Origin of the sequence: Bradyrhizobium sp. HKCCYLS2038, from assembly GCF_051167655.1 — a bacterium.
In the GTDB taxonomy this organism is placed as follows: Bacteria; Pseudomonadota; Alphaproteobacteria; order Rhizobiales; family Xanthobacteraceae; genus Bradyrhizobium.
Genome location: NZ_JBNPTM010000001.1, coordinates 964,558 through 983,546, shown reverse-complemented (window position 1 = coordinate 983,546; position 18,989 = coordinate 964,558). Strand labels below are relative to the sequence as shown.

Genomic DNA, 18,989 nt, shown 5'->3' with positions numbered 1-18,989 from the left:
TCCCCTATCCGACAAGCTGGGTCACCGACAGCAGCGCAGTCATCACGGACACGATCAAGCCGCCGACCACGGCGCTGATGACGATGATCGCGAGCGGCCCGATGACGGCGACGACGCGATCAAGGCTCCGCTGCAGCTTCGCTTCGTAGAATTCGGCGACCCTGCCCGCGAGAACGGGCAGCTGGCCGGTCTCCTCACCGAGCCGCAGCATCCGCACGGCCATCGGCGGCAGGCTGCTCGACGCAGACAAGGCATCGGACAGCTTGCCGCCCTGCCGCACGCGATCTGCGGCCGCGTCCCATGTCCCGGCCTTGCCGGTCACCGCCATGATGTCGACGAGAATACGCAAGGTCGCGGTCAGGCTGACGCCGCTGCCGAGCAGGACGCCGAGATTGCGGCAGAACAGGCTGACCCGATAGAACTGAACGATCCGGCTGATCCCTGGAAAACCTGCAACCAGACCGATGATCATGCTCCGCGCGTGAGGCCGGCGCAGCACGAGAACCAGCATGGCGATCAAGCCGGCGCTCGCGAGCAGGAGCGCGGTCGCGTTGGCGCGCATGAGATCCGAGAGGCGAATGAAGAAGCTCAGCGCCGAGTCCGACTTGCCGCCGAAGTCCTGCAGCACCGAGGAGAACTGCGGCAGCACGAACAGAATGAAGAACAGCATCACCGCGATCGCCGCGATCAGGACGAACAGCGGATACTGCATCGCATCCGTCAGCTTTCGCCGCATCGCTTCGGCGCGAAGCCGCTCCTGGCCCAACAGCTCCAGCACCTGGTCGAGCGTTCCGGAGATCTCGCCGACCCTGACCAGCGCGACATACATCTGCGGAAACAGCGCAGAGTGAGCTCCGACCGCCTCGGCGAAGCTCTCGCCGCTGAGCAGTGCGGTGCGCAACCTGGCGACGACGGGGCGAAGCCGGCCGACATCGGCATCGCTCGAGAGCAGCTCGAGTGCATCGTCGAGGCGGGCACCGGCTTTCAGCAGCAGCGCAAGGTCGCGGGTGAAGGTCGTCACCTCGCTGCGGCCCGGCTGGCCGAAGCTGCCGAAACCGGCGGCCGAGGTCGGTGCGCGCTTCTCCTCCACGGTCTCGATCGGCAACAGCCTGAGGTATTCGATCCGGGCCGCGACCTCGGTCAGATTCGGCGCCGACAGCCTGCCGTTCACGATCTCGCCGGTCTGTGTCAAAGCGCGGTAGCGATAGTGCGGCACGGCTCACCTCGTCGTGGTGACGCGGAGGATCTCCGCCGGGCTGGTCAGGCCTGCACGACACTTCGCCAGCCCATCGTCGAGCATCGTCGTCATGCCCTGGCGAATCGCTGTTTCGTCGATCTTGAGGCCGTCGGTCTTTTCACCGATCAGCGCGCGCAGTTCGCCGTCGAGCTCGAGCACCTCGAACACACCGATCCGGCCGCGATAGCCGGACCCGCCGCAGCGCTCGCAGCCGGCCGGCTCGTGAACGATTTCGCCGGCGCGGAAGCCGAGCACGGCGAGCCGTGGGTCCTCGGCGAGATCGGCTTCGCAAAGCATCTTGCTGGACTTGCAGCGTTCGCAGAGCTGGCGCACCAGGCGCTGCGCGATCACCGCGCGCAAGGTCGAGCGTAACAGGAAGGCCTCGATGCCGAGATCGAGCAGGCGCGGCAGCGCCGCCGCCGCGGTTTCGGTATGCAATGTCGTCAGCACGAGATGTCCGGTCAGCGCGGCGTGAACCGCGACATTCGCGGTCTCGGCATCGCGCACCTCACCGACCATGATCACGTCGGGGTCCTGGCGGACGAAGGAGCGCAGCGCAGTGGCGAAGGTCAGGCCGATCGCAGGCTTGATCTGCGACTGGTTGATACCGGGGATCTCGTATTCGACAGGGTCCTCGATGGTGAGGATCTTGCGAACCGGTTCGTTGAGGATCGACAGGATGGTGGCGAGCGTGGTGGTCTTGCCGCTGCCGGTCGGCCCGGTGATGACGATCATGCCATGCGGCAGTTTCAACAGCCGCCGCAGGCTGGCTTCGTCGCGCGGCGCAAAGCCGAGCCGGTCCATCACCAGCAATCCACGGTCCTTCGGCAGGATGCGAATGACGGCGGATTCGCCGTGCTGGGTCGGCATGATGGCAACGCGGATGTCGATGTCGGCGCGGCCGGCACGCAGCCGCGCCGCGCCGTCCTGCGGCAGCCTCCGCTCGGCGATATTGAGGTTCGCGATGATCTTGATGCGCGAGATGACGGCCTGGGCCGGCACGCCCGCGGGCGCTGCGACCTGGCGCAACAGGCCGTCGATCCGGAAGCGCGTCGTCAGCCCGGCCGCGAACGGCTCGATGTGGATGTCGCTGGCGCGCAGCTCGACGGCCTTCTCCAGCAGATCGTTGACCGCACGCACGACCGGCGCGCCGCTGGCGAGGTCGCGCAGGCTCTCGATGTCGTCCTCGCGAAGCTGCGAGAACGCGGCGGCGGCGATGGCGGCTTCCGGATTGTCGCTCGCCAGGCGCTGGTCGAGCACGGCGGCGAGATCGTCGAAAGCCGCGATCTTCATCGTGATCGACGGGCCGAGCACGATCTCGGCGGCGCGCGTCGCCGCAAGGTCGGTCGGATCGGCCACCGCGAGCACGATGGTCTCGTCCGGCGATCTGAACGGAAAAATCAGCGTGTCGCGCAGGAAACGCTGCGAGAAGGACGCGACCAGCGGCGCGGCCTCCAGCATCTCCTGCAGCGTCACGCGGGAGAGGCCATGGAAGGCGGCCGCCGCGTCGGCGAACTCGCTCGCCGTGAGATCGGTCAATTCCCACAGCTTCTTCTGCGCGCCGAATGGCTGATCGCGCTGCGCGCTCTCGCTCTCCCGGCCGGATGCAGTGGGATTGGCTGACGCAGCGCCTTCGGCCGACCACCGATGCTCGGAGCTCAGGACGTGGCTGGCAAACCGCGCCGCTTCCTGACTTGTGCTCATGGCCGTCGTCCATGGCGCGCTTCGACCGCCCACTGCGCGGCGAGCCGCTGGCCCTCGGCGATCTGCTCCGTCGCCATTTTCGACGCGACCGCATTGCGCAGCCGAACGAAGTACTCCCGCTCGTGCTTCGAGGCGGCTGCGGCTGCGAGGTTCAGCCACTTGTAGGCCAGCACGACATCCTGCGGCACGCCATGGCCCTTGTCGTACATCAGGCCGAGCATGGCCTGGCCGAACGGGTTGCCCCGGATCGACGCCCTCGCGTAGAGATCGGCGGCGACGACATAGGCCTGCGGTGCGCCATAGCCGTTCTCGACCATGAATCCGAGCATGGCCTGCGCGCGCGAATTGCCGCGCAGCGCGAGCGGGGTCAGGACGTCGACGGCCTGAACGTAGTCGCCCCTGGCATAGGCCACGTCCGCGCGCGACAGCGGGTCGGCATTTGCGCCGCGCATTTCGAGCACGCAACAGACGGCGAGCGCCAGCAGGGCGCCCCGCGCCGCCCGGCGCGCCGCGACGAGCGCTCCTTCAACGGACCGTGTGACTGCTGAGGTCATCGGTGCTCGCTCCGACCGTGCCGCGCAATTTCGACCGCAACTCCTCCGCGACATGATGCGCGTCCGAACTGTCGCGAATGATCTGCGGACGGATGAAGATGATCAGCTCCGTGCGCGTGCCCTTCTTGTCCTGATGCGAAAACAGGTCGCCAAAGCCCTTGATTTCATCGAGCAGCGGGATGCCGTCGCGCCGGCCGTCCTGCTGTTCGCTGATCAGGCCGGCGAGCAGCACCGTCTGGCCGGACGCGACCGAGATCGAGCTCTTGACCCGCCGCTCGGACACCGTCGGCGTCAGGCTTGTGGCCGATTGCGGGGCGACGTTGCTGATCTCCTGCTCGACGTCGAGCCGGACATGGCCGTTGACGTTGATGCGGGGGGAGACGTGCAGGATGATGCCGGTGTTGCGATAATCGATGGTGTTGACCACCGTGTTGCTGGTGGTGAGCACGGTCGCGCTGCCGGTCGAGACCGGCACGACGTCGCCGACCTGCAGCGTGGCGACCTGATTGTTGATCACGACCAGCGACGGATTGGACAGCACCTTGACGCTGGTCACGGCATGCAGCGCGTCGAGAATGGCATTCGGTTGCGCCTCCGCGCCGATCAGGAAGTTGAACCCGGGAAGCGCGCGGTTGATCAGCGCCTTGGCCACGGCGCCGGCTGTGGTGTCCGGCCGGGTCTGGGTATTGAGCGCCGACCCCTGGTCCGGGCGCAGGCCCACGTTCCTGCTGTTCAGATAGAACTGGACGCCGTAGCTCAGCTCGTTGGTCAGCGTCACCTCCGCGATGGTCGCGTCGATGGCGACCTGCAGCGCGGGCTGGTCGATCCGGAGCAGGGTCGATTCGATGATGTTGTAGTTGGCGCGATCGGCGTAGATCAGGATGGTGTTGTTGACCACGTCCGGGGTGATCCGGACACCCTGCATCAGCGGCTGCCCGGCCGCGGCCGAACTGCGGGTGTCCGCCTGCGTCCCGCCCGGGACGAGGCCGCTTGCGGGCGGCGGCGTGCCGAGACCCGCCGACATGCCGGTCGCCGTCGCCGCGCGCGGGCGCGGACCGAAGCCGGCGGGCTGCGACGACGTGCCGCTCGCATTCATCGACAGCCGGTCGCCGCTCGAACTCGCGGACAGGCCCGATCCGGGCGCCAGCTGATTTTCGGCGCTGTCGAGCGCGGATGTCGCGCCGCCGACGAACATGTCGGTCAGGACGCGCGCGATCTGGCGGGCCTCGCCATACTTGACCCGGTAGACGTGGACGCTGGTGCGGGCGGCGTCGGTGCGATCGAGCCGCGCGATCCAGGTCGCCGCCGTCTGCAGCAGCGCCGGCTTGCGGCTCACCACCAGGATCGCGTTCAGCCGGGTCATCGGCTGGAACTTGACCACGCCCTGGCTGAGGCCGCTGTCGCCGGAATCCATGATCTTCTCGAGCTCGGCGCTGATCACGTCGGGCGTGCTGTTGCTCAGCGGATAGATGCCGACCGATTGCCCGCGCATCCAGTCGACGTCGAAGCTGATGGCGGTGTCGACGGCGGTGCGGCGCTCGGCGCCGGTGCCCTGGATCAGCAGCAGATTGCGCGCGGGATCGGCGCGAACGCTGCCCGGCTTGGTGGCGAAGGAATCGATCAGCTTGAGGACGGCCGGCGCCGACACGTAGCGCAACGGCACGACCGAGACGCCATAGCCCGGCTCGGGATTGGCGGCGGCCTGGTCGACGCGGCCGCCGCCGGGCGCCTCGCCGAGCGGCACCAGGCGATAGCCGGCGGCATCGCGCAGCAGCACGATGCCGGACACCCGAAGCGCACTCTCCAGCACGAACACGATGTCGGACTTCGCGACCGGGCGCACCGAGACCAGGCTGACCGTGCCCTGCACGCGGGGATCGATGACGTAGCCGGTGTTGAGGATGTCGCCGATGACCACCTTGGCGACGGTTGGGATCGGCGTGCTCTCGAAGTTCAGGTCGTAGCCGCCGCCGCCGGCCGCCGGCCGCGCCGGAGCCTCGCCGACGTCGGAAATCTCGGCGCCCTCATACACCGCGGCCTGCCCGCGCCGGCCGGCAGTGGCGGCCTGCCGATCGACCGGCTGGGTCTGCCGCGGCAGGATGTCGAGCGAGCGGACCTTGTCGAGCACGTCGATGTCGGCAGGCGCTGCGGTGGTCCCGTCAGTCAGCTTGCAGGCGGCAAGGACGGGGAGACCGAGCAGAACCAGCACGACGGCCGCGCCGGCGCGACCGGCCCTGAAGGCGCCGAGCCGATGGACGCATGAACGATACGCACCGGACAGAGCAGCCACAGACTTCGGCACGACCGGCACCCTCATGACGCATCTCGCAACCAGCATTCATCGTTCGGACGGCTGATGAGTTCGCCGCCCGCTTGTTCGTGCTCTCAGTGAGAAATCGGTCGACGCCGCTTGCCCTGGGCAATCCGCAGCGCCTGCAATCCTCCCCCGCATTCTTCGTTAGTTGCCGCTCGTTTTATAAGCGAAAACAATTTTTGTCAAAGAAGACATCACGAATTGGCCACGAAATTGACCTCGCGCAAAAGGCGAAAGGTCCACCCGGGTGGCACGAGCGCACTGCAACCGCACCGCAGCGACGGCGCTGCAGCGCCCTGTCGTTCAGTGATGCTGTGCCGCAATACACTTGAGGGTTGCAAAACAGATCCCGCGGAAAAAATGATTAGTTCGGCACTTCTCCAACCTGCGATGGCCAAAAGTGCGCTTCCTACAGCAAATTATGCGATCGAGCTGAATTAGTTGCGCGCCACGCCGGACGCGATCGCAGATCGGTTCCAACCATGCGATCCCTCCGCTCTACCGCAACGCGATTAGTGATTTCCTTTACAAAAATAAATTTCGCCTATAAAACTCGCCCGCCCTCAACCACAGCGTGGGGAGTGGCGAGAGTGGGGAAACAACAAGGAGAAGAACTCCATGGGCATTCGAACTAATTTCTTGCGTAGTTGCATGGGCGCGCTGGCGCTGATAACGCTGCAGGGCGCGTCGATCGCGGCGAGCGAGGAGGCGAGCCAGGTGGATGCGGTCAACGACTATCTGGCGGCGTTCAAGCAGCGCGGACACGCGCGTCCGATCGTGGAAACGCACATCCACTTCTATAAGCCGTCGCGGCCGGGCGGCGTGCCGTGGCCGGACTGCCCGTCCGCGCTGTGCCGCGACGTGCTGCCGCCGGAGTACAAGGCGGTGGCCGCGGCCAACGGCATCGTCACGGCCGGCGTCGTCGAGGCCAGCCCTCTGTTCGAGGACAACCTGAAGGTCCTGGACATGCTGGGCCGGGACCGGTTCTTCTCGTTCTACGTCGGACAGCTCGAGATCGGCTCATCCAGCTTCATCTCTGGCCTCAACCGGCTGTCGGCCGATCGCCGCTTCGTCGGCATTCGCGGCTATCTCTGGAGCCCTGCCGAGGGCATCACGCTGAGCGCGGCGCAGCTGCGTGACCTGCGCGAGCTGGCGCGGCGCGGCATGTCACTCGACATCATCAGCCGGTCCGACAAGAATCCGAAGAACCAGGTCGAGGCGCTGTGCACGACGGTCCCCGATCTCAAGATCATCATCGATCATCTCGGCGGCGCCAAGGGCCCGCCGCCGGTCGATCACGAGTGGGAGTTCTCGATCCGCCGCCTCGCCGATCTCTGCCCCAATCTTTACATGAAGTTCTCGTCGTTTTATGACATGTACGCGCCCGGTGATGTTCCCTTCATCTCGCCGACCGACCTGCCGTCCTACAAGGCACATTTCGACGTGCTGATGACGGCGTTCGGTGCGGACCGGTTGATCTGGGGCAGCAACTGGCCGGTCTCCGATCTGCACGGCACGATGGCGAACGAGATCAAGCTGGCCGAGGACTACCTGGCGCCGCTCGGCGAGCAGGTCCGCGACAAGGTCATGTTCAAGAATGCGTTGCTGTTCTATCGCAGGCATCAGCCCGGAGGCGAAGACTGATCAAGCGTAGCAATCGCGCCGGCGGAAGAACTGCGGGTCCGCCGGCGCGCCGCAAGCAGCGGCCCGCCGAAGTTCGCTATCCGGTCCCAGCCCTCGACAAGGGGCTCGACGTGCTGGAGCTCCTGGCGCGCGAGCCGGAGGGACTGCTGCTGAACGAAATCGCCAGCTCGCTCGGCCGTACGCCGAGCGAGCTGTTTCGCATGGTGATCGGGCTGGCGCGCCGCGGCTATATCGAGCAGCGGCAGGGCGAGCGCTATACGCTGACGCTCAAGCTGTTCGAGCTGGCGCATCGTCACCGTCCCATCAAGTCGCTCACCGCGGCGGCGGCGCCGCTGATGCTCAGGCTGGCGCAGCGGGCGCTGCAGTCGTGCCATCTCACCGTGTTTCACGCCGGCCGCGTCATGGTCGTGAGCGAGGTCGACAGCCCCGAGCGCTATGCGTTCGGAATGAAGATCGGCGCCCTGGTCGGGCTGACCGACACGGCGTCCGGCTACGTCCTGCTCGCCTTCCAGGACGAGGCGACGCGGCGCGCCATGCTGGAAGCGCATCAGAAGGCGGAGGGCGAGCTCGACGTCGATCCGGTCAAGCTGATGAAGATCGTTCGCGACGTCGAGCGGCAGGGCTACGCCGAGGTGCAGAGCCGGCAGACCCACGGCGTCACCAACATCGCCTTCCCCGTGTTCGGCGCGTCCGCGCATGCGCACGCGGTGCTGAACGTGCCCTACATCAAGCGCATCGACAACAAGGTGACGCCCTCGATCGCCGACATCAAGGAGCTGCTGCGCGAATCCGCCGCCGAGCTGTCGGTGCTGATGGGCCACGTCGCCAGCGACTGAGCGCCGGATCGCGCGCCGCCGGCACGCGCGGCCAGGGCCAACTGACGCCACCGTTCCGCCCTGCGGAATCACGCCCGTCGCGAAACGGAGGAGGCCGGAACTCGTTCAGCAATCGACGTTCGTCCCCGCCAAGGCGCGGGCGCAGCATTGCACCGGTCCATCGCTGCGCCTATCCTTGCGCGGATCCGCGCTGGCCTGCATCCCGGAGGAGCGCCCCATGCCGACCCTGGCTCCCCTCGACGAAACCATCGGCATCGCCGAGCTGACGCACGATCCCTATCCGATCTACCAGCGCCTGCGCCGCGAGGCGCCGGTGTTGCGGGTCAAGTCGGTGGGCCGGACGTTCCTCACCAAGGCGGCCGACACCAAAGTCGTCAAGGACAACGCAACGCTGTTCTCGTCCGACGATCCGAACACGCCGATGAAGCGCGCCTTCCTCGCGCACACCCTGATGCGCAAGGATCACGATGAGCACCGCGCCGAGCGCATGGCGATGATGCCGGCGCTGATGCCGAAGACCATCGAAGCCGTCTGGGAGCCGCTCTACAGGAAATTCGCCGGCGAGTATCTCGACCGGCTGCCGCGCGGCGAGATCGTCGACCTGTTCCCTGCGCTGGCCGGCCCCTTGGCCGCGCGCATCCTCGCGCATGTGATGGGAATCCCGGACGCCAGCGATCAGGACATGCAGCGCTGGTCGCAGGCCCTGATCGACGGCGCCGGCAATTTCGGCTGGACGCCGGGGCCGTTCGACGCCTCCGACATCGCCAATGCCGAGATGGACCGCTGCATCCTGGCCAACATGGATCGCGTCCGCGCCGCGCCGGATTCGTCGGCGCTCTCCTTCATGGTCAACGCGAAGAACCCGATTCCCGACAGCCAGATCATCGCCAACATCAAGATCGCGATCGGCGGCGGCATCAACGAGCCGCGCGACGCGCTGCTGACGATCCTCTACGGCCTGCTGACCAATCCGGAGCAGTTGGAGGCCGTGCGCGCGCAGGAGAAGTGGCGCTCCGCCTTCGAGGAGGGCGTGCGCTGGGTGGCGCCGATCCAGGCGAGCTCACGCCTTGTCATGGAGGACACCGAAATCCGCGGCTGCCTGATCCCGAAGGGCGACACCGTGATGACGATCCAGGCCTCCGCCAACCGCGACGAGGAAATCTTCACCGACGGCGAGCACTACAACGCGCTGCGCGACCCCAATCCCCACCAGGCCTTCGGCAACGGCCCCCACCACTGCGCCGGCGCCCACCTCTCCCGCCGCACCGTCGGCGCAATCCTGCTGCCGATGCTGTTCGAGCGGTTTCCGAAGATGGAGTTCGCGGATGCGGCGAGCGTGCGGTGGCACGGGTTCGGGTTCAGGGGGCCGCTGGGTTTGGCGGTGAGGCTCTATTAGGATCGGAGCGCAACAGCCTCGTTCTTTGTGTTGCCTCAGTGCACGTGACCCGGTTGCGGGTTGTCTCGGATCATTGTCCGCCACGGCGCCTCGAACGCGCAGATATTGAGCACACGGTTGCCCTATCCCGCCGAATTGGCAGCTTCCGGGGGGATGGCGCACTCGGATCGCAGCTTGAAGCCGCTCTAAGCGACAGCGAACATCATCCAGGCAATCATCGGCCCAATCCAAACGTAGAATGTCCAGCCGCACGCTCGCGCGTCAGTTGCGCCACCAAAAATTAGTGCTACCGCGCCCCTACAACCTGTTATAGCCTAATGAACCGCAAAAAAGAGGTGGGGAGAGCGCGTGAGCGGCACCTTTAACGGACACGGATATATAGCGCCAGGGCTACACCCTATGGCTCAGTCAGATTTGGAAGCAGCATTTGTGACGGCCTTTCCGCACTCGTCAACTCGCGGCGACATTATGAAGGGATACAAAAAACATTCGCTGGAGGTTACTGCGCTCGTTGGCGCATGCGAGCAGTTGCTTGACGGAAGCTTTGTCACCAACAAGAACGACCCGGGTGACGTGGACATGGTGCTATTCGTGGATGCGTCGGTAATCGACAATCTGTCATCGTCACAGAAAGCGGAATTCGCTGCGCTTACCGCAGGCCAGCAGACGAAAGCGACGCACTTATGTGACGCTTACTTTTGCCCGACCTACCCCGAGACTCATCCCCAGTTTCAACAGTTTCGCCAAATTCGAAAGTATTGGATGGGCGAGTTCGGCTTCGATAGGCAGGAAGTACCAAAAGGGATTGTTCAAGTTCAGCTGGCTCCCCCAGCACCGCCCCCACCGTGTCCGATTCCGACGGTACCGGCAAGTGGGCCAACCCCATGAACCTTTGGGAAGGAATCGACCCTGACGAAGCCGAAGCGAGAGTGCGAGGGCTTACCCGGCGCCTAACGGAATTGGATGAAGCGCTGCACGCAAACCAGATCATCTTGGCCGAAAACCCTAGTAGCTTTGCGGCCGAGCTGAGTCTGTCTAGCCTCTCAAATCTACAAAAACGGCTTTTGGCAGAGCGGTCAGATCTAGTACAGCATCGCCAAAAAGAACGCTTGACGATATCGCTCAATGGAAGCGCTTACGCGGATCACTCAGCAAATGTCGGCTCTCTAGGCTTCTTTCTTATTCGGCTACAGAAACTCTTTTCGAGTATCGGCCAATCTATCACCACGGGTCCTCGCAGGCGCGGTCCGATTTCAAATGAAATAATGTCTGCCACCGCGATGCGGTTTGCGAGCGTTTTTCCATCATCGTTTGGGATGGAGATATTTATTCGGCCTCGATACGATTTGTTTGGAGACAGCACAGCCGCATCTACGCTTCAGACACTCTTCACGCTCCTCAATTCGACAGCTAAGGAGGCCGAAATATCGCGCCTATCTGCCGAGCTTGGTCAACGCGCCGTAGGGCATCTGCGGCATGTACTTGACGATCTCAATCGATCGGATGCTGGGTTCGAATTATCTTGGACGGACATGTCAGGCACGGAATTTCAATGGTCCGCCGATAGTGAGAAAATCTCGTCCTTAAAGAAGAACGTCGCACGCTTCAAAACACGGCAGAGCGTTGAGATAACGATACCATCCGTCCTATTAGGAGCGAGCCTACTGCGAGACAGATTCGAGCTGTTAACGTCAGACCGGAGCATAATCGAAGGAAAGCTCACCCGCGAGGTGAAGCCAAAGTTGCAAGATTACTTTGGTCGTCGGTGCAGCGCGCACTTGGAAAAGGTCGAAATTGTTGAGACGGTATCGGACGAAACCCGCACTTTTTACACGATGGTTGGCATCTCGCCTTTGATAAATTGAATCCGAACTGGGTGGTGAGAGCTAACTTCCGAGCGCATGTTGCCACTCGGCATAAAGCGGTAGATTTATCGAACGGTCCAAAAATCTTTTGGACAATTGCCCGGAGCGAAAATGGCTGAAGGCGCATCAGGACCGGATAAGGCGGCTACCATCGAGTTACTAAAGGCCGTAATGGGCTTATGGACTGGGAGGCGCCAGAGGAGAGCTGCGGAAGAAGCGGGCAAGATTCGCTTCTGGGAAGACGGCATGTTGCAACAGCTCAGGCTCATCGCGGAGGGGAAAGAAAAGAAGACCACTTTTCGCGAGCTCAATGCGAAGCTCAGTAAGAGCGAGGACGATGTATTCGCGGCGCTCCACACTATGAAAACGATCAGAAACAAATTGGGTGGTGGCCCCGTCGCCCGGGCGATCGACAATGTGTTGAACAACAGAGCCTACGGCAAAAGAACCATTAGGGAAAATATAAGATACCTGCTCGACGAAGAGCTGACTAAGGCTGAAATCAAAATTCGCGCCGGTGAAATTTGCAATCAAATCGAAGCCCTCAATGCTGGCTTAGATCGGCTACAGCGGCTAGTCGATGGTTAGCTCCGCACCGGGGGAGGCGCCTAACGCGCCATGGCTTCTTCGCATCCCACCCATCCCCAAACTGCCCGTCGTGCCAGTTTGTCGCATTCCGTCGGGCAAATCCGGCCTTGTGTCGTCGCGCAAATCAGATCGATCTTCCTCGCCGTCTCCTGCTCACTGAAGGGGCGTTTCGCGATCGTCACGGACCGTGGAGCGGGAGATGCGGTGGCCGGCTGGGGTCGCAGTGCGCGTTTCGCGTGCGGACGAACGAACCCGGTGCGGACGGTCAAGCCGTGTGGTCCCGACACCCCGACGCTGGTGTCTTGGTCGGCGACGATGTCGATGACGGGGGCAAGCAAGCCCGGTCCCCTGGGAGAGCACGGAGCAGCCGTTAAGCCCATCGCGCAGGGAAGGCCGGTTGTCCGGCCAATCCTGTGGTGACGCCGCCTGCTTTTTTTCTGCAGGCGGGCCATGGGTGCGGCCCGCACCCGGCCTTCCCTGCGCCCTTCTCTTGGATAAGGGCGTGACGAAGAGTAAAGCTCGGACGCAAAAGCGCGCCGCGAGGCGGCGAAGCCGTGACTGCAGGGGCCGAGATGGAAGATCGAGTGCGGCGAGGTCTCACTTCTCCATGAACACGCGGCTCATGGATCACGTGCAACTCCGATTTCGGCGCCGGCTCTCTTCCCGCTTCTCGATCTCTGGTTCCTCGATGATCTCGTTCGAACCCGCCTGTAACCTCCGCATCGCTGCGCGATGCAGTGCCCTCGCCCCTTGTGGGAGAGGGCAGCGCCGGCCGATCCTCGGGCTCGGTTGGGTGAGGGGTTCTCTCCGCGAGCACGACTCGTTGAGAGAAACCCCTCACCTAACCGAGCTTGCGGGGCTGTCCTACATGCCCTCTCCCACAAGGGGCGAGGGCGCAGTCACAGCCACCGCGCCCGCGGCGATGTCGATTGGTTTCCTGCTCAGGACAGCCCGGCCTCCTGCAAGGTCCGCTTGATATGGGCGACACCCTGTTTCGCGTAGGTCAGCGGATGGGCCTTGCGCGGGTCCTGCTCGGCTTCGATGACGATCCAGCCCGTGTAGCCGATGAGCTCGCGGAACACGGCGGCGTAGTCGACCATGCCGTCGCCGGGGACGGTGTAGACGCCGAGTGCGTCGCCCTGCCCGAGCACGGCATCGAGAAAGCTCCAGTCCTCGCGGCGCGCCTGCTCCATGACGGCGCGGCGGACGTCCTTGGCGTGGACGTGGCTGATGCGGGCGCGATAGGTTTTCGCCAGCGCCGCCGGATCGGCGCCGCCCCAGGTGGCGTGGCCGGTGTCGAGCAGGAGATGCACGGCGTCGCCGGTCGCCGCCATGAAGGCGTCGATGTCGTCGGCGCTCTCCACGATCGTGCCAATGTGGTGATGGTAGACCAGCCTGACGCCCTCGGCGAGCGTGCGCTCGGCGACCTCGGTGATGCGGCGGCCGAACTGAGCCCAATCGCGGGCCTGCATCACCGGCCGCTGCGACAGCGGTTTGCTGCGATCGCCGTGGATCGCATTCGAGGTCTCGGCGAACACCAGCACGTTGGAGCCCATCGCCTTGAGCAGATCGAGATGCGGGCGCAGCTGCCGCATCTCCGCTTCAGCGTCGCGCGTCAGCAGCTCGGCCGAGTACCAGCCGGAGATGCAGGCCATGCCGAACGGCACGAGCGCGGCCTGCAGCGCCTGCGGCTGGCGCGGAAATTTGTGGCCAAGCTCCATGCCCACGAAGCCGGCCTCGCGCGCTTCGGCAAGGCAGGTCTCGAGCGGGGTCTCGCCGCCGATCTCCTGCAGATCGTCGTTCGACCAGCCGATGGGGTTGGCGCCGATACGGATGGGCATGTCGTCCTCACTCATTCAATGGTCGCGGCGCGCGAGCGCCTCGACATAGTTGCGTCTCGCGGTCTCGACCTCCGCGCGCTCCGAGACCTCCGGCACCGCGACGTCCCACCAATGGCCGCCGGCATCGGTGGAGCGCAGCGGGTCGGTGTCGATCACGATGACGCTGGTGCGATCGTGGCCGCGCGCGGCGTCGATCGCGGCTTCGAGCTCGGTGATCCCACTGACCTTGCGCGCGATCGCGCCCAGGCTGGCGGCATGGCCGGCGAAGTCGATCTCGGGCAAGGTCTCGTGACGGGTGTCGCGCAGCAGGTTGTTGAACGGCGCGCCGCCGGTCGCGTTCTGCAGCCGGTTGATGCAGCCGAAGCCGCGGTTGTCGAGCACGACGATGATGAGTTTGGCGCCGAGCATCACCGAGGTGGCGATCTCGGAGTTCATCATCAGGTAGGAGCCGTCGCCGACCATCACGACGACATCGCGCTTGGGGTCGGCGAGCTTGACGCCGAGCCCGCCGGCGATCTCGTAACCCATGCAGGAATAGCCGTATTCCATGTGATAGCCGCCCGGGCCGCCCGGCTGCCACAGCTTGTGCAGCTCGCCCGGCAGGCCGCCGGCCGCGCACAGCACGACGTCATCCGGCCGGCCGCGGCGCTGCACGGCGCCGATCACCTCGGCATCGCTCGGCAATGTCGCGTTGCTGGCAGCGAGGTAGCGCGCCGCGGTGTCGAGCCACGCCGCGCGGCCGGCTTTCGCCTGTTCGGTCCAGGCGGCAGGCGCCACCCAGCCCTGAAGCGCGGCGTTGAGTTCGGCCAATCCGGCCTTGGCATCGGCGACCAGCGGCTGCGCGCGGTGTTTGGTGGCATCGAAGGTCTGCGTGTTGAGGCCGATGATCCGGCAGGCGGGATCGGCGAACAGCGCGCGCGAGCCGGTGGTGAAATCCTGCAGCCGCGTGCCGATCGCGAGCACGACATCGGCCTGTTGCGCGGCCGCGTTGGCGGCGCCAGTGCCGGTGACGCCGATCGCGCCGAGATTGAGCGGATGATCGTGCGGCAGCGCGCTCTTGCCGCCTTGCGTCTCCGCCGCCGGGATGCCGTGCGCGGTACAGAACGCGGCGAGCTCGCGCTCCGCCTCGCTGTAGAGCACGCCGCCGCCAGCAACGATGAGCGGACGCTTCGCGGCCTTGAGCAGCGCTGCGGCCTCGGCCAATTGCGCTTCGTCGGCTCGCGCGCGGCGCGGCTGCCAGACGCGCTCGGCGAAGAACGAGGTCGGAAAATCGCAGGCCTCGGTCTGCACGTCCTGGCACAGCGCGAGCGTCACCGGGCCGCACTCGGCGGGATCGGTGAGCACCTGCATCGCGCGCTCGAAGGCAGGCATGATCTGCTCGGGCCTGGTGATGCGGTCGAAATAGCGCGACACCGGGCGGAAGCAGTCGTTGGCGGAGACTGTGCCGTCGCCAAAATCCTCGATCTGCTGCAGCACCGGATCGGGACGGCGTCCGGCAAAGACATCGCCCGGCAGCAACAGCACCGGCAGGCGATTGACGTGCGCGACGGCTGCGGCCGTCACCATGTTGGTCGCGCCGGGGCCGATCGAGCTCGTCACCGCCATCATGCGGCGGCGGCGCGCGGCCTTGGCGAAGGCGATCGCCGCATGGGCCATCGCCTGCTCATTGTGGGCGCGCAAGGTCGGCAGGCGGTCGCGCACGGCATGCAGCGCCTCGCCGAGACCGGCGACATTGCCATGCCCGAAGATCGCCCAGACGCCGGCGAACAGCGGCAGCGTCTGCCCGTCTATCACCGTGCGCTGCGCAGCCATCGCGGCGACGAGCGCCTGCGCCATGGTCAGCCTGATCGTCGCCATCACCTCAACTCCCGCTCAACCGCGTCGCTCGACATGCACCAGCCCGCCGGCATGATGCAAGCCCGCGCTGTCGGCCCTCTCTGCGAAACGCGCGCACTCACGCAATTGTTTGAGACTGTGTCGTCGAGCAGCGATGTTGCGATGCGGCGGATGACATCGAGAAGATCAGGCTCCATCCTTGACGTGGCGGCGGCGAGAATGGAATGCTCGTCCGAAGAGTCAAGCAGTGAAGGTGATGATGCGATTTGGACTTCTCGGCGCCGGCAGGATCGGGCGCATTCATGGCCTCAATGTCGCATCGCGCGGCGATGCGCGTTTGATCGCGGTGGCCGACGCCTCGCACGAGGCGGCGTCGTCGCTGGCGCAGGCCACCGGCGCCAAGGTGGCCGATGCGGAGGCCGTGATCGGCGATCCCGGCATCGACGCCATCCTGATCTGCACGCCGACCGATACGCATGCCGATCTGATCGAAGCCGCTGTAACGGCCGGCAAGGCGGTGTTCTGCGAAAAGCCGGTCGACCTCGATTCGGAGCGCATCCGCCGTTGCCTCGCCACGGTCGACAAAGCCGGCAAGCCGCTGATGATCGGCTTCAACCGCCGCTTCGATCCGAACTTCGCGGCGCTGGAAAAGCGGCTGCGCGGCGGCGATGCCGGCGACATCGAGATCGTCAGCATCATCTCGCGCGATCCGTCGCCGCCGCCGGTCGATTATGTGAAGCGCTCGGGCGGTCTGTTCCGCGACATGATGATTCATGATTTCGACATGGCGCGCTTCCTCCTGGCGGAGGAGCCGGTCGAGGTGTTCGCGCTCGGCTCGGCGCTGGTGGACAAGGCGATCGGCGAAGCCGGCGACGTCGACACCGCCGCCGTGCTGATGAAGACGGCGAGCGGGCGGATCGCGCAGATCTCCAACTCGCGCCGCGCCACCTACGGCTACGACCAGCGCGTCGAGGTGCACGGCGCCAAGGGCATGCTGCGCGCCGGCAACATCCACGAGACCACCGTCGAGCTCGCGACCGGCCAGGGTTTTCGCGCCGACCCGGTGCAGAACTTCTTCCTCGAACGCTACAGCGCCGCCTATCGCGCCGAGCTCGCCGCCTTCATCGATGTCTGCGCCGGCAAGACTGCGCCGTCGCCGAGCGGCCGCGACGGGCTTCGGGCCCAGATGCTCGCCGATGCCGCGACCTTGTCGGCGCGCAGCGGGCGGCCTGTCGCCGTCGAGGCCCGTTGACAATGAATGAGACCGACATTCTGCTGCGCTGCTACGCGGTCCAGGGCCTCGTCGCGGAGGCCGGGCGTATCGCGCTCGATTATTTCAGCCGCAAGGACAGCCTCGGCGTGACCATGAAGGGCACGCAGGACTGGCTCACCGTCGCGGACGGCATCGTCGAGACCTATCTGCGCACACGGCTGGCCGAGCTCTTCCCCCAGGACACCGTGATCGGCGAGGAAGGCGGCGGCGACGCCAGCGATGCGGTCTGGATCATCGATCCGATCGACGGCACGGCGAACTTCGCCCGCGGCGATCGCAACTGGTGCATCTCCATCGGCTTCCTGCTGAAACGCGTGCCGACGATCGGGATCATCGCCGCTCCTGCGCTCGACGAGCTCTTTGTCGCGCGGCGCGGCCACGGTGCGACGCTGAACGGGCAGCGCATCGCCGTCTCGAGCACTGACGACATCCGGCGCGCCTATGTCGAGCTGGGCTGGTCGGCGCGGACGCCGGCGCAACGCTATCTCGACGTGATGGGCCGTGCCTATGCCGCCGGCTGCTCGGTGAAGCGCTCGGGCTCGGGCGCGCTCGGCCTCTGCCACGTCGCCAACGGCCGCACCGACGCCTATGCCGAGCCGCACATCAATTCATGGGACGTCGCGGCCGGCATGGTGATCGTCGCCGAGGCCGGCGGCTGGGTGAACGATTTTTTTGCCGGGGACGGCATCAGCACGGGCAACCCGATCCTGTGCTGCACGCCGGCGCTGGCGCCGCAGCTGCGCGACATCACGGGGATTGGGTAAGGCGATAAAATACCGTTGCTTTGAAGCCGAAGAGGAGCCACCGTCAGGACAAAGACAGAGAAGCATCAAGTTTCTCGTTGGGGGGAAGTGGTCCATGGTTTCGAAATCCCTGACTTTGAGCGTCCTGCTCGGCGTCGGCCTCCTGGCCGCGGGCGGCTCTTTTGCGCCGGCATCGGCCGAGGGCTCGCTGGTGATGTATTGCGGCGTGCAGGAGGAATGGTGCCGCGCGATGGCCACCACGTTCGAGAAGGAGACCGGCATCAAGGTCGCGATGACCCGGAAATCCGCCGGCGAGGTTTACGCGCAGCTCCGGGCGGAAGCGTCCAACCCGCGCGCCGACATCTGGTGGGGCGGCACCGGCGATCCGCATCTCCAGGCGGCCGACGAGGGCCTGACGCTCGAATATGAATCGCCCGCCAACAAGGATCTGCACGACTGGGCGCTGAACCAGTGGAAGGCGGCCAAGCAGCGCGCGATCGGCATCTACGCCGGCGCGCTCGGCTTCGGCTACAACACCGAGCAGATCAAGGCCAAGGGCATCGCGGAGCCGAAATGCTGGGCCGACCTGCTCAATCCGAAGCTCAAGGACGACGTGCAGGTCGCCGATCCGAACTCGTCCGGCACCGCCTACACCCTGCTCGCCACGGTCGTGCAGCTGATGGGCGAGGACAAGGGTTTCGACTATCTCAAGGCGCTGCACAAGAATGTCAGCCAGTACACCAAGTCCGGCGCCGCGCCGGCCAAGGCGGCGAGCCTCGGCGAGACCGCGGTCGGCATCGTCTTCGTCCATGATGCCCTGGTGTTCACGGTGCAGGGCGACCCGGTCAAGGCCGTGGCGCCGTGCGAGGGCACCGGCTACGAGATCGGCTCGATGTCGATCGTCAAGGGCGCGCGCAATCTGGAGAACGCGAAGAAGTTCTACGATTGGGCGCTGAGCCCGGCCGCGCAGGCGCTCGCCGCTCCCGCGAAGTCGTATCAGGTGCCGTCGAACAAGAACGCGCCGGTGCCGACGCAGGCGCCGAAGATGAGCGAGATGAAGCTGATCAACTACGACTTCGTCAAATACGGCTCGTCCGCCGAGCGCACGCGGCTGCTGACGAAGTGGGACAAGGAGGTCAAGGCGCTGCCGAAGTAGCA

At 65.3% G+C, this 18,989-nt stretch carries 15 protein-coding genes; 9 read left to right on the top strand and 6 right to left on the bottom strand.

What is annotated here, in order from left to right; genetic code table 11:
* Positions 1-4 precede the first annotated feature (4 nt).
* From ACQR1I_RS04355 to gspD, 4 genes are read right to left on the bottom strand one after another with little or no spacing between them, the layout of a single operon-like run.
* Entirely contained in the window at positions 5-1,216 is a 1,212-nt protein-coding gene (locus tag ACQR1I_RS04355) for a type II secretion system F family protein (protein ID WP_434867849.1), read from the bottom strand.
* A gap of 3 nt (positions 1,217-1,219) precedes the next feature.
* Entirely contained in the window at positions 1,220-2,941 is a 1,722-nt protein-coding gene (locus ACQR1I_RS04350; protein ID WP_434867850.1) for a GspE/PulE family protein, read from the bottom strand.
* On the bottom strand, positions 2,938-3,495 hold the full coding sequence (locus ACQR1I_RS04345; RefSeq protein WP_434867851.1) for a tetratricopeptide repeat protein: 558 nt from the start codon (positions 3,493-3,495) through the stop codon (positions 2,938-2,940). Before ACQR1I_RS04345 ends, ACQR1I_RS04350 begins: the two co-directional genes overlap by 4 nt.
* Positions 3,467-5,812: a type II secretion system secretin GspD gene (gene gspD / locus ACQR1I_RS04340; protein WP_434867852.1), complete on the bottom strand. Its 2,346-nt coding sequence runs from the start codon at positions 5,810-5,812 to the stop codon at positions 3,467-3,469. Before gspD ends, ACQR1I_RS04345 begins: the two co-directional genes overlap by 29 nt.
* A 615-nt stretch (positions 5,813-6,427) precedes the next feature.
* Here gspD and ACQR1I_RS04335 point away from each other — a divergent pair.
* The 6 genes from ACQR1I_RS04335 to ACQR1I_RS04310 all read left to right on the top strand — a co-directional run bounded on the left by ACQR1I_RS04335 (position 6,428) and on the right by ACQR1I_RS04310 (position 12,138).
* Entirely contained in the window at positions 6,428-7,453 is a 1,026-nt protein-coding gene (locus ACQR1I_RS04335; protein WP_434867853.1) for an amidohydrolase family protein, read from the top strand.
* Positions 7,450-8,289 carry an IclR family transcriptional regulator gene (locus tag ACQR1I_RS04330; RefSeq protein WP_434888722.1) on the top strand — a complete coding sequence of 280 codons (840 nt, stop codon included), beginning with the start codon at positions 7,450-7,452 and terminating at the stop codon, positions 8,287-8,289. Before ACQR1I_RS04335 ends, ACQR1I_RS04330 begins: the two co-directional genes overlap by 4 nt.
* A gap of 217 nt (positions 8,290-8,506) precedes the next feature.
* Positions 8,507-9,685 (top strand): cytochrome P450, encoded by a 1,179-nt coding sequence (locus tag ACQR1I_RS04325; protein WP_434867854.1) that lies wholly within the window; start codon positions 8,507-8,509, stop codon positions 9,683-9,685.
* Positions 9,686-10,033: 348 nt separating this feature from the next.
* Positions 10,034-10,573 (top strand): DUF6932 family protein, encoded by a 540-nt coding sequence (locus tag ACQR1I_RS04320; RefSeq protein WP_434867855.1) that lies wholly within the window; start codon positions 10,034-10,036, stop codon positions 10,571-10,573.
* Positions 10,570-11,550, top strand: a complete 981-nt coding sequence (locus ACQR1I_RS04315; RefSeq protein ID WP_434867856.1) for a hypothetical protein — start codon at positions 10,570-10,572, stop codon at positions 11,548-11,550. Before ACQR1I_RS04320 ends, ACQR1I_RS04315 begins: the two co-directional genes overlap by 4 nt.
* A 111-nt stretch (positions 11,551-11,661) precedes the next feature.
* Positions 11,662-12,138 (top strand): hypothetical protein, encoded by a 477-nt coding sequence (locus ACQR1I_RS04310; protein WP_434867857.1) that lies wholly within the window; start codon positions 11,662-11,664, stop codon positions 12,136-12,138.
* 941 nt (positions 12,139-13,079) lie between these two features.
* Here ACQR1I_RS04310 and iolE read toward each other — a convergent pair.
* Both iolE and iolD read right to left on the bottom strand, forming a co-directional pair.
* Positions 13,080-13,979: a myo-inosose-2 dehydratase gene (gene iolE / locus ACQR1I_RS04305; protein ID WP_434867858.1), complete on the bottom strand. Its 900-nt coding sequence runs from the start codon at positions 13,977-13,979 to the stop codon at positions 13,080-13,082.
* A gap of 15 nt (positions 13,980-13,994) precedes the next feature.
* Complete coding sequence (iolD, locus tag ACQR1I_RS04300) at positions 13,995-15,836, bottom strand: 3D-(3,5/4)-trihydroxycyclohexane-1,2-dione acylhydrolase (decyclizing) (RefSeq protein WP_434867859.1); 1,842 nt, start codon at positions 15,834-15,836, stop codon at positions 13,995-13,997.
* A 235-nt stretch (positions 15,837-16,071) separates the two neighbouring features.
* Here iolD and iolG point away from each other — a divergent pair, with 235 nt between their 5' ends.
* From iolG to ACQR1I_RS04285, 3 genes are all read left to right on the top strand, one after another.
* Positions 16,072-17,067, top strand: coding sequence for an inositol 2-dehydrogenase (gene iolG, locus ACQR1I_RS04295; RefSeq protein WP_434867860.1), 996 nt, complete (start codon positions 16,072-16,074; stop codon positions 17,065-17,067).
* A gap of 2 nt (positions 17,068-17,069) precedes the next feature.
* Positions 17,070-17,852, top strand: a complete 783-nt coding sequence (locus ACQR1I_RS04290; RefSeq protein WP_434867861.1) for an inositol monophosphatase family protein — start codon at positions 17,070-17,072, stop codon at positions 17,850-17,852.
* 94 nt (positions 17,853-17,946) lie between these two features.
* Positions 17,947-18,987 carry an ABC transporter substrate-binding protein gene (locus ACQR1I_RS04285; protein WP_434867862.1) on the top strand — a complete coding sequence of 347 codons (1,041 nt, stop codon included), beginning with the start codon at positions 17,947-17,949 and terminating at the stop codon, positions 18,985-18,987.
* The last annotated feature ends 2 nt before the right edge of the window (positions 18,988-18,989 follow it).

Bases quoted from the DNA above. Each gene is read 5' to 3' on its own strand.
- ACQR1I_RS04350 (WP_434867850.1), bottom strand. From the start codon at position 2,941: ATGAGCACAAGTCAGGAAGCGGCGCGGTTTGCCAGCCACGTCCTGAGC.
- ACQR1I_RS04345 (WP_434867851.1), bottom strand. From the start codon at position 3,495: ATGACCTCAGCAGTCACACGGTCCGTTGAAGGAGCGCTCGTCGCGGCG.
- gspD (WP_434867852.1), bottom strand. From the start codon at position 5,812: ATGAGGGTGCCGGTCGTGCCGAAGTCTGTGGCTGCTCTGTCCGGTGCG.
- ACQR1I_RS04335 (WP_434867853.1), top strand. From the start codon at position 6,428: ATGGGCATTCGAACTAATTTCTTGCGTAGTTGCATGGGCGCGCTGGCG.
- ACQR1I_RS04325 (WP_434867854.1), top strand. From the start codon at position 8,507: ATGCCGACCCTGGCTCCCCTCGACGAAACCATCGGCATCGCCGAGCTG.
- ACQR1I_RS04315 (WP_434867856.1), top strand. From the start codon at position 10,570: ATGAACCTTTGGGAAGGAATCGACCCTGACGAAGCCGAAGCGAGAGTG.
- ACQR1I_RS04310 (WP_434867857.1), top strand. From the start codon at position 11,662: ATGGCTGAAGGCGCATCAGGACCGGATAAGGCGGCTACCATCGAGTTA.
- iolE (WP_434867858.1), bottom strand. From the start codon at position 13,979: ATGCCCATCCGTATCGGCGCCAACCCCATCGGCTGGTCGAACGACGAT.
- iolD (WP_434867859.1), bottom strand. From the start codon at position 15,836: ATGGCGACGATCAGGCTGACCATGGCGCAGGCGCTCGTCGCCGCGATG.
- iolG (WP_434867860.1), top strand. From the start codon at position 16,072: ATGATGCGATTTGGACTTCTCGGCGCCGGCAGGATCGGGCGCATTCAT.
- ACQR1I_RS04290 (WP_434867861.1), top strand. From the start codon at position 17,070: ATGAATGAGACCGACATTCTGCTGCGCTGCTACGCGGTCCAGGGCCTC.
- ACQR1I_RS04285 (WP_434867862.1), top strand. From the start codon at position 17,947: ATGGTTTCGAAATCCCTGACTTTGAGCGTCCTGCTCGGCGTCGGCCTC.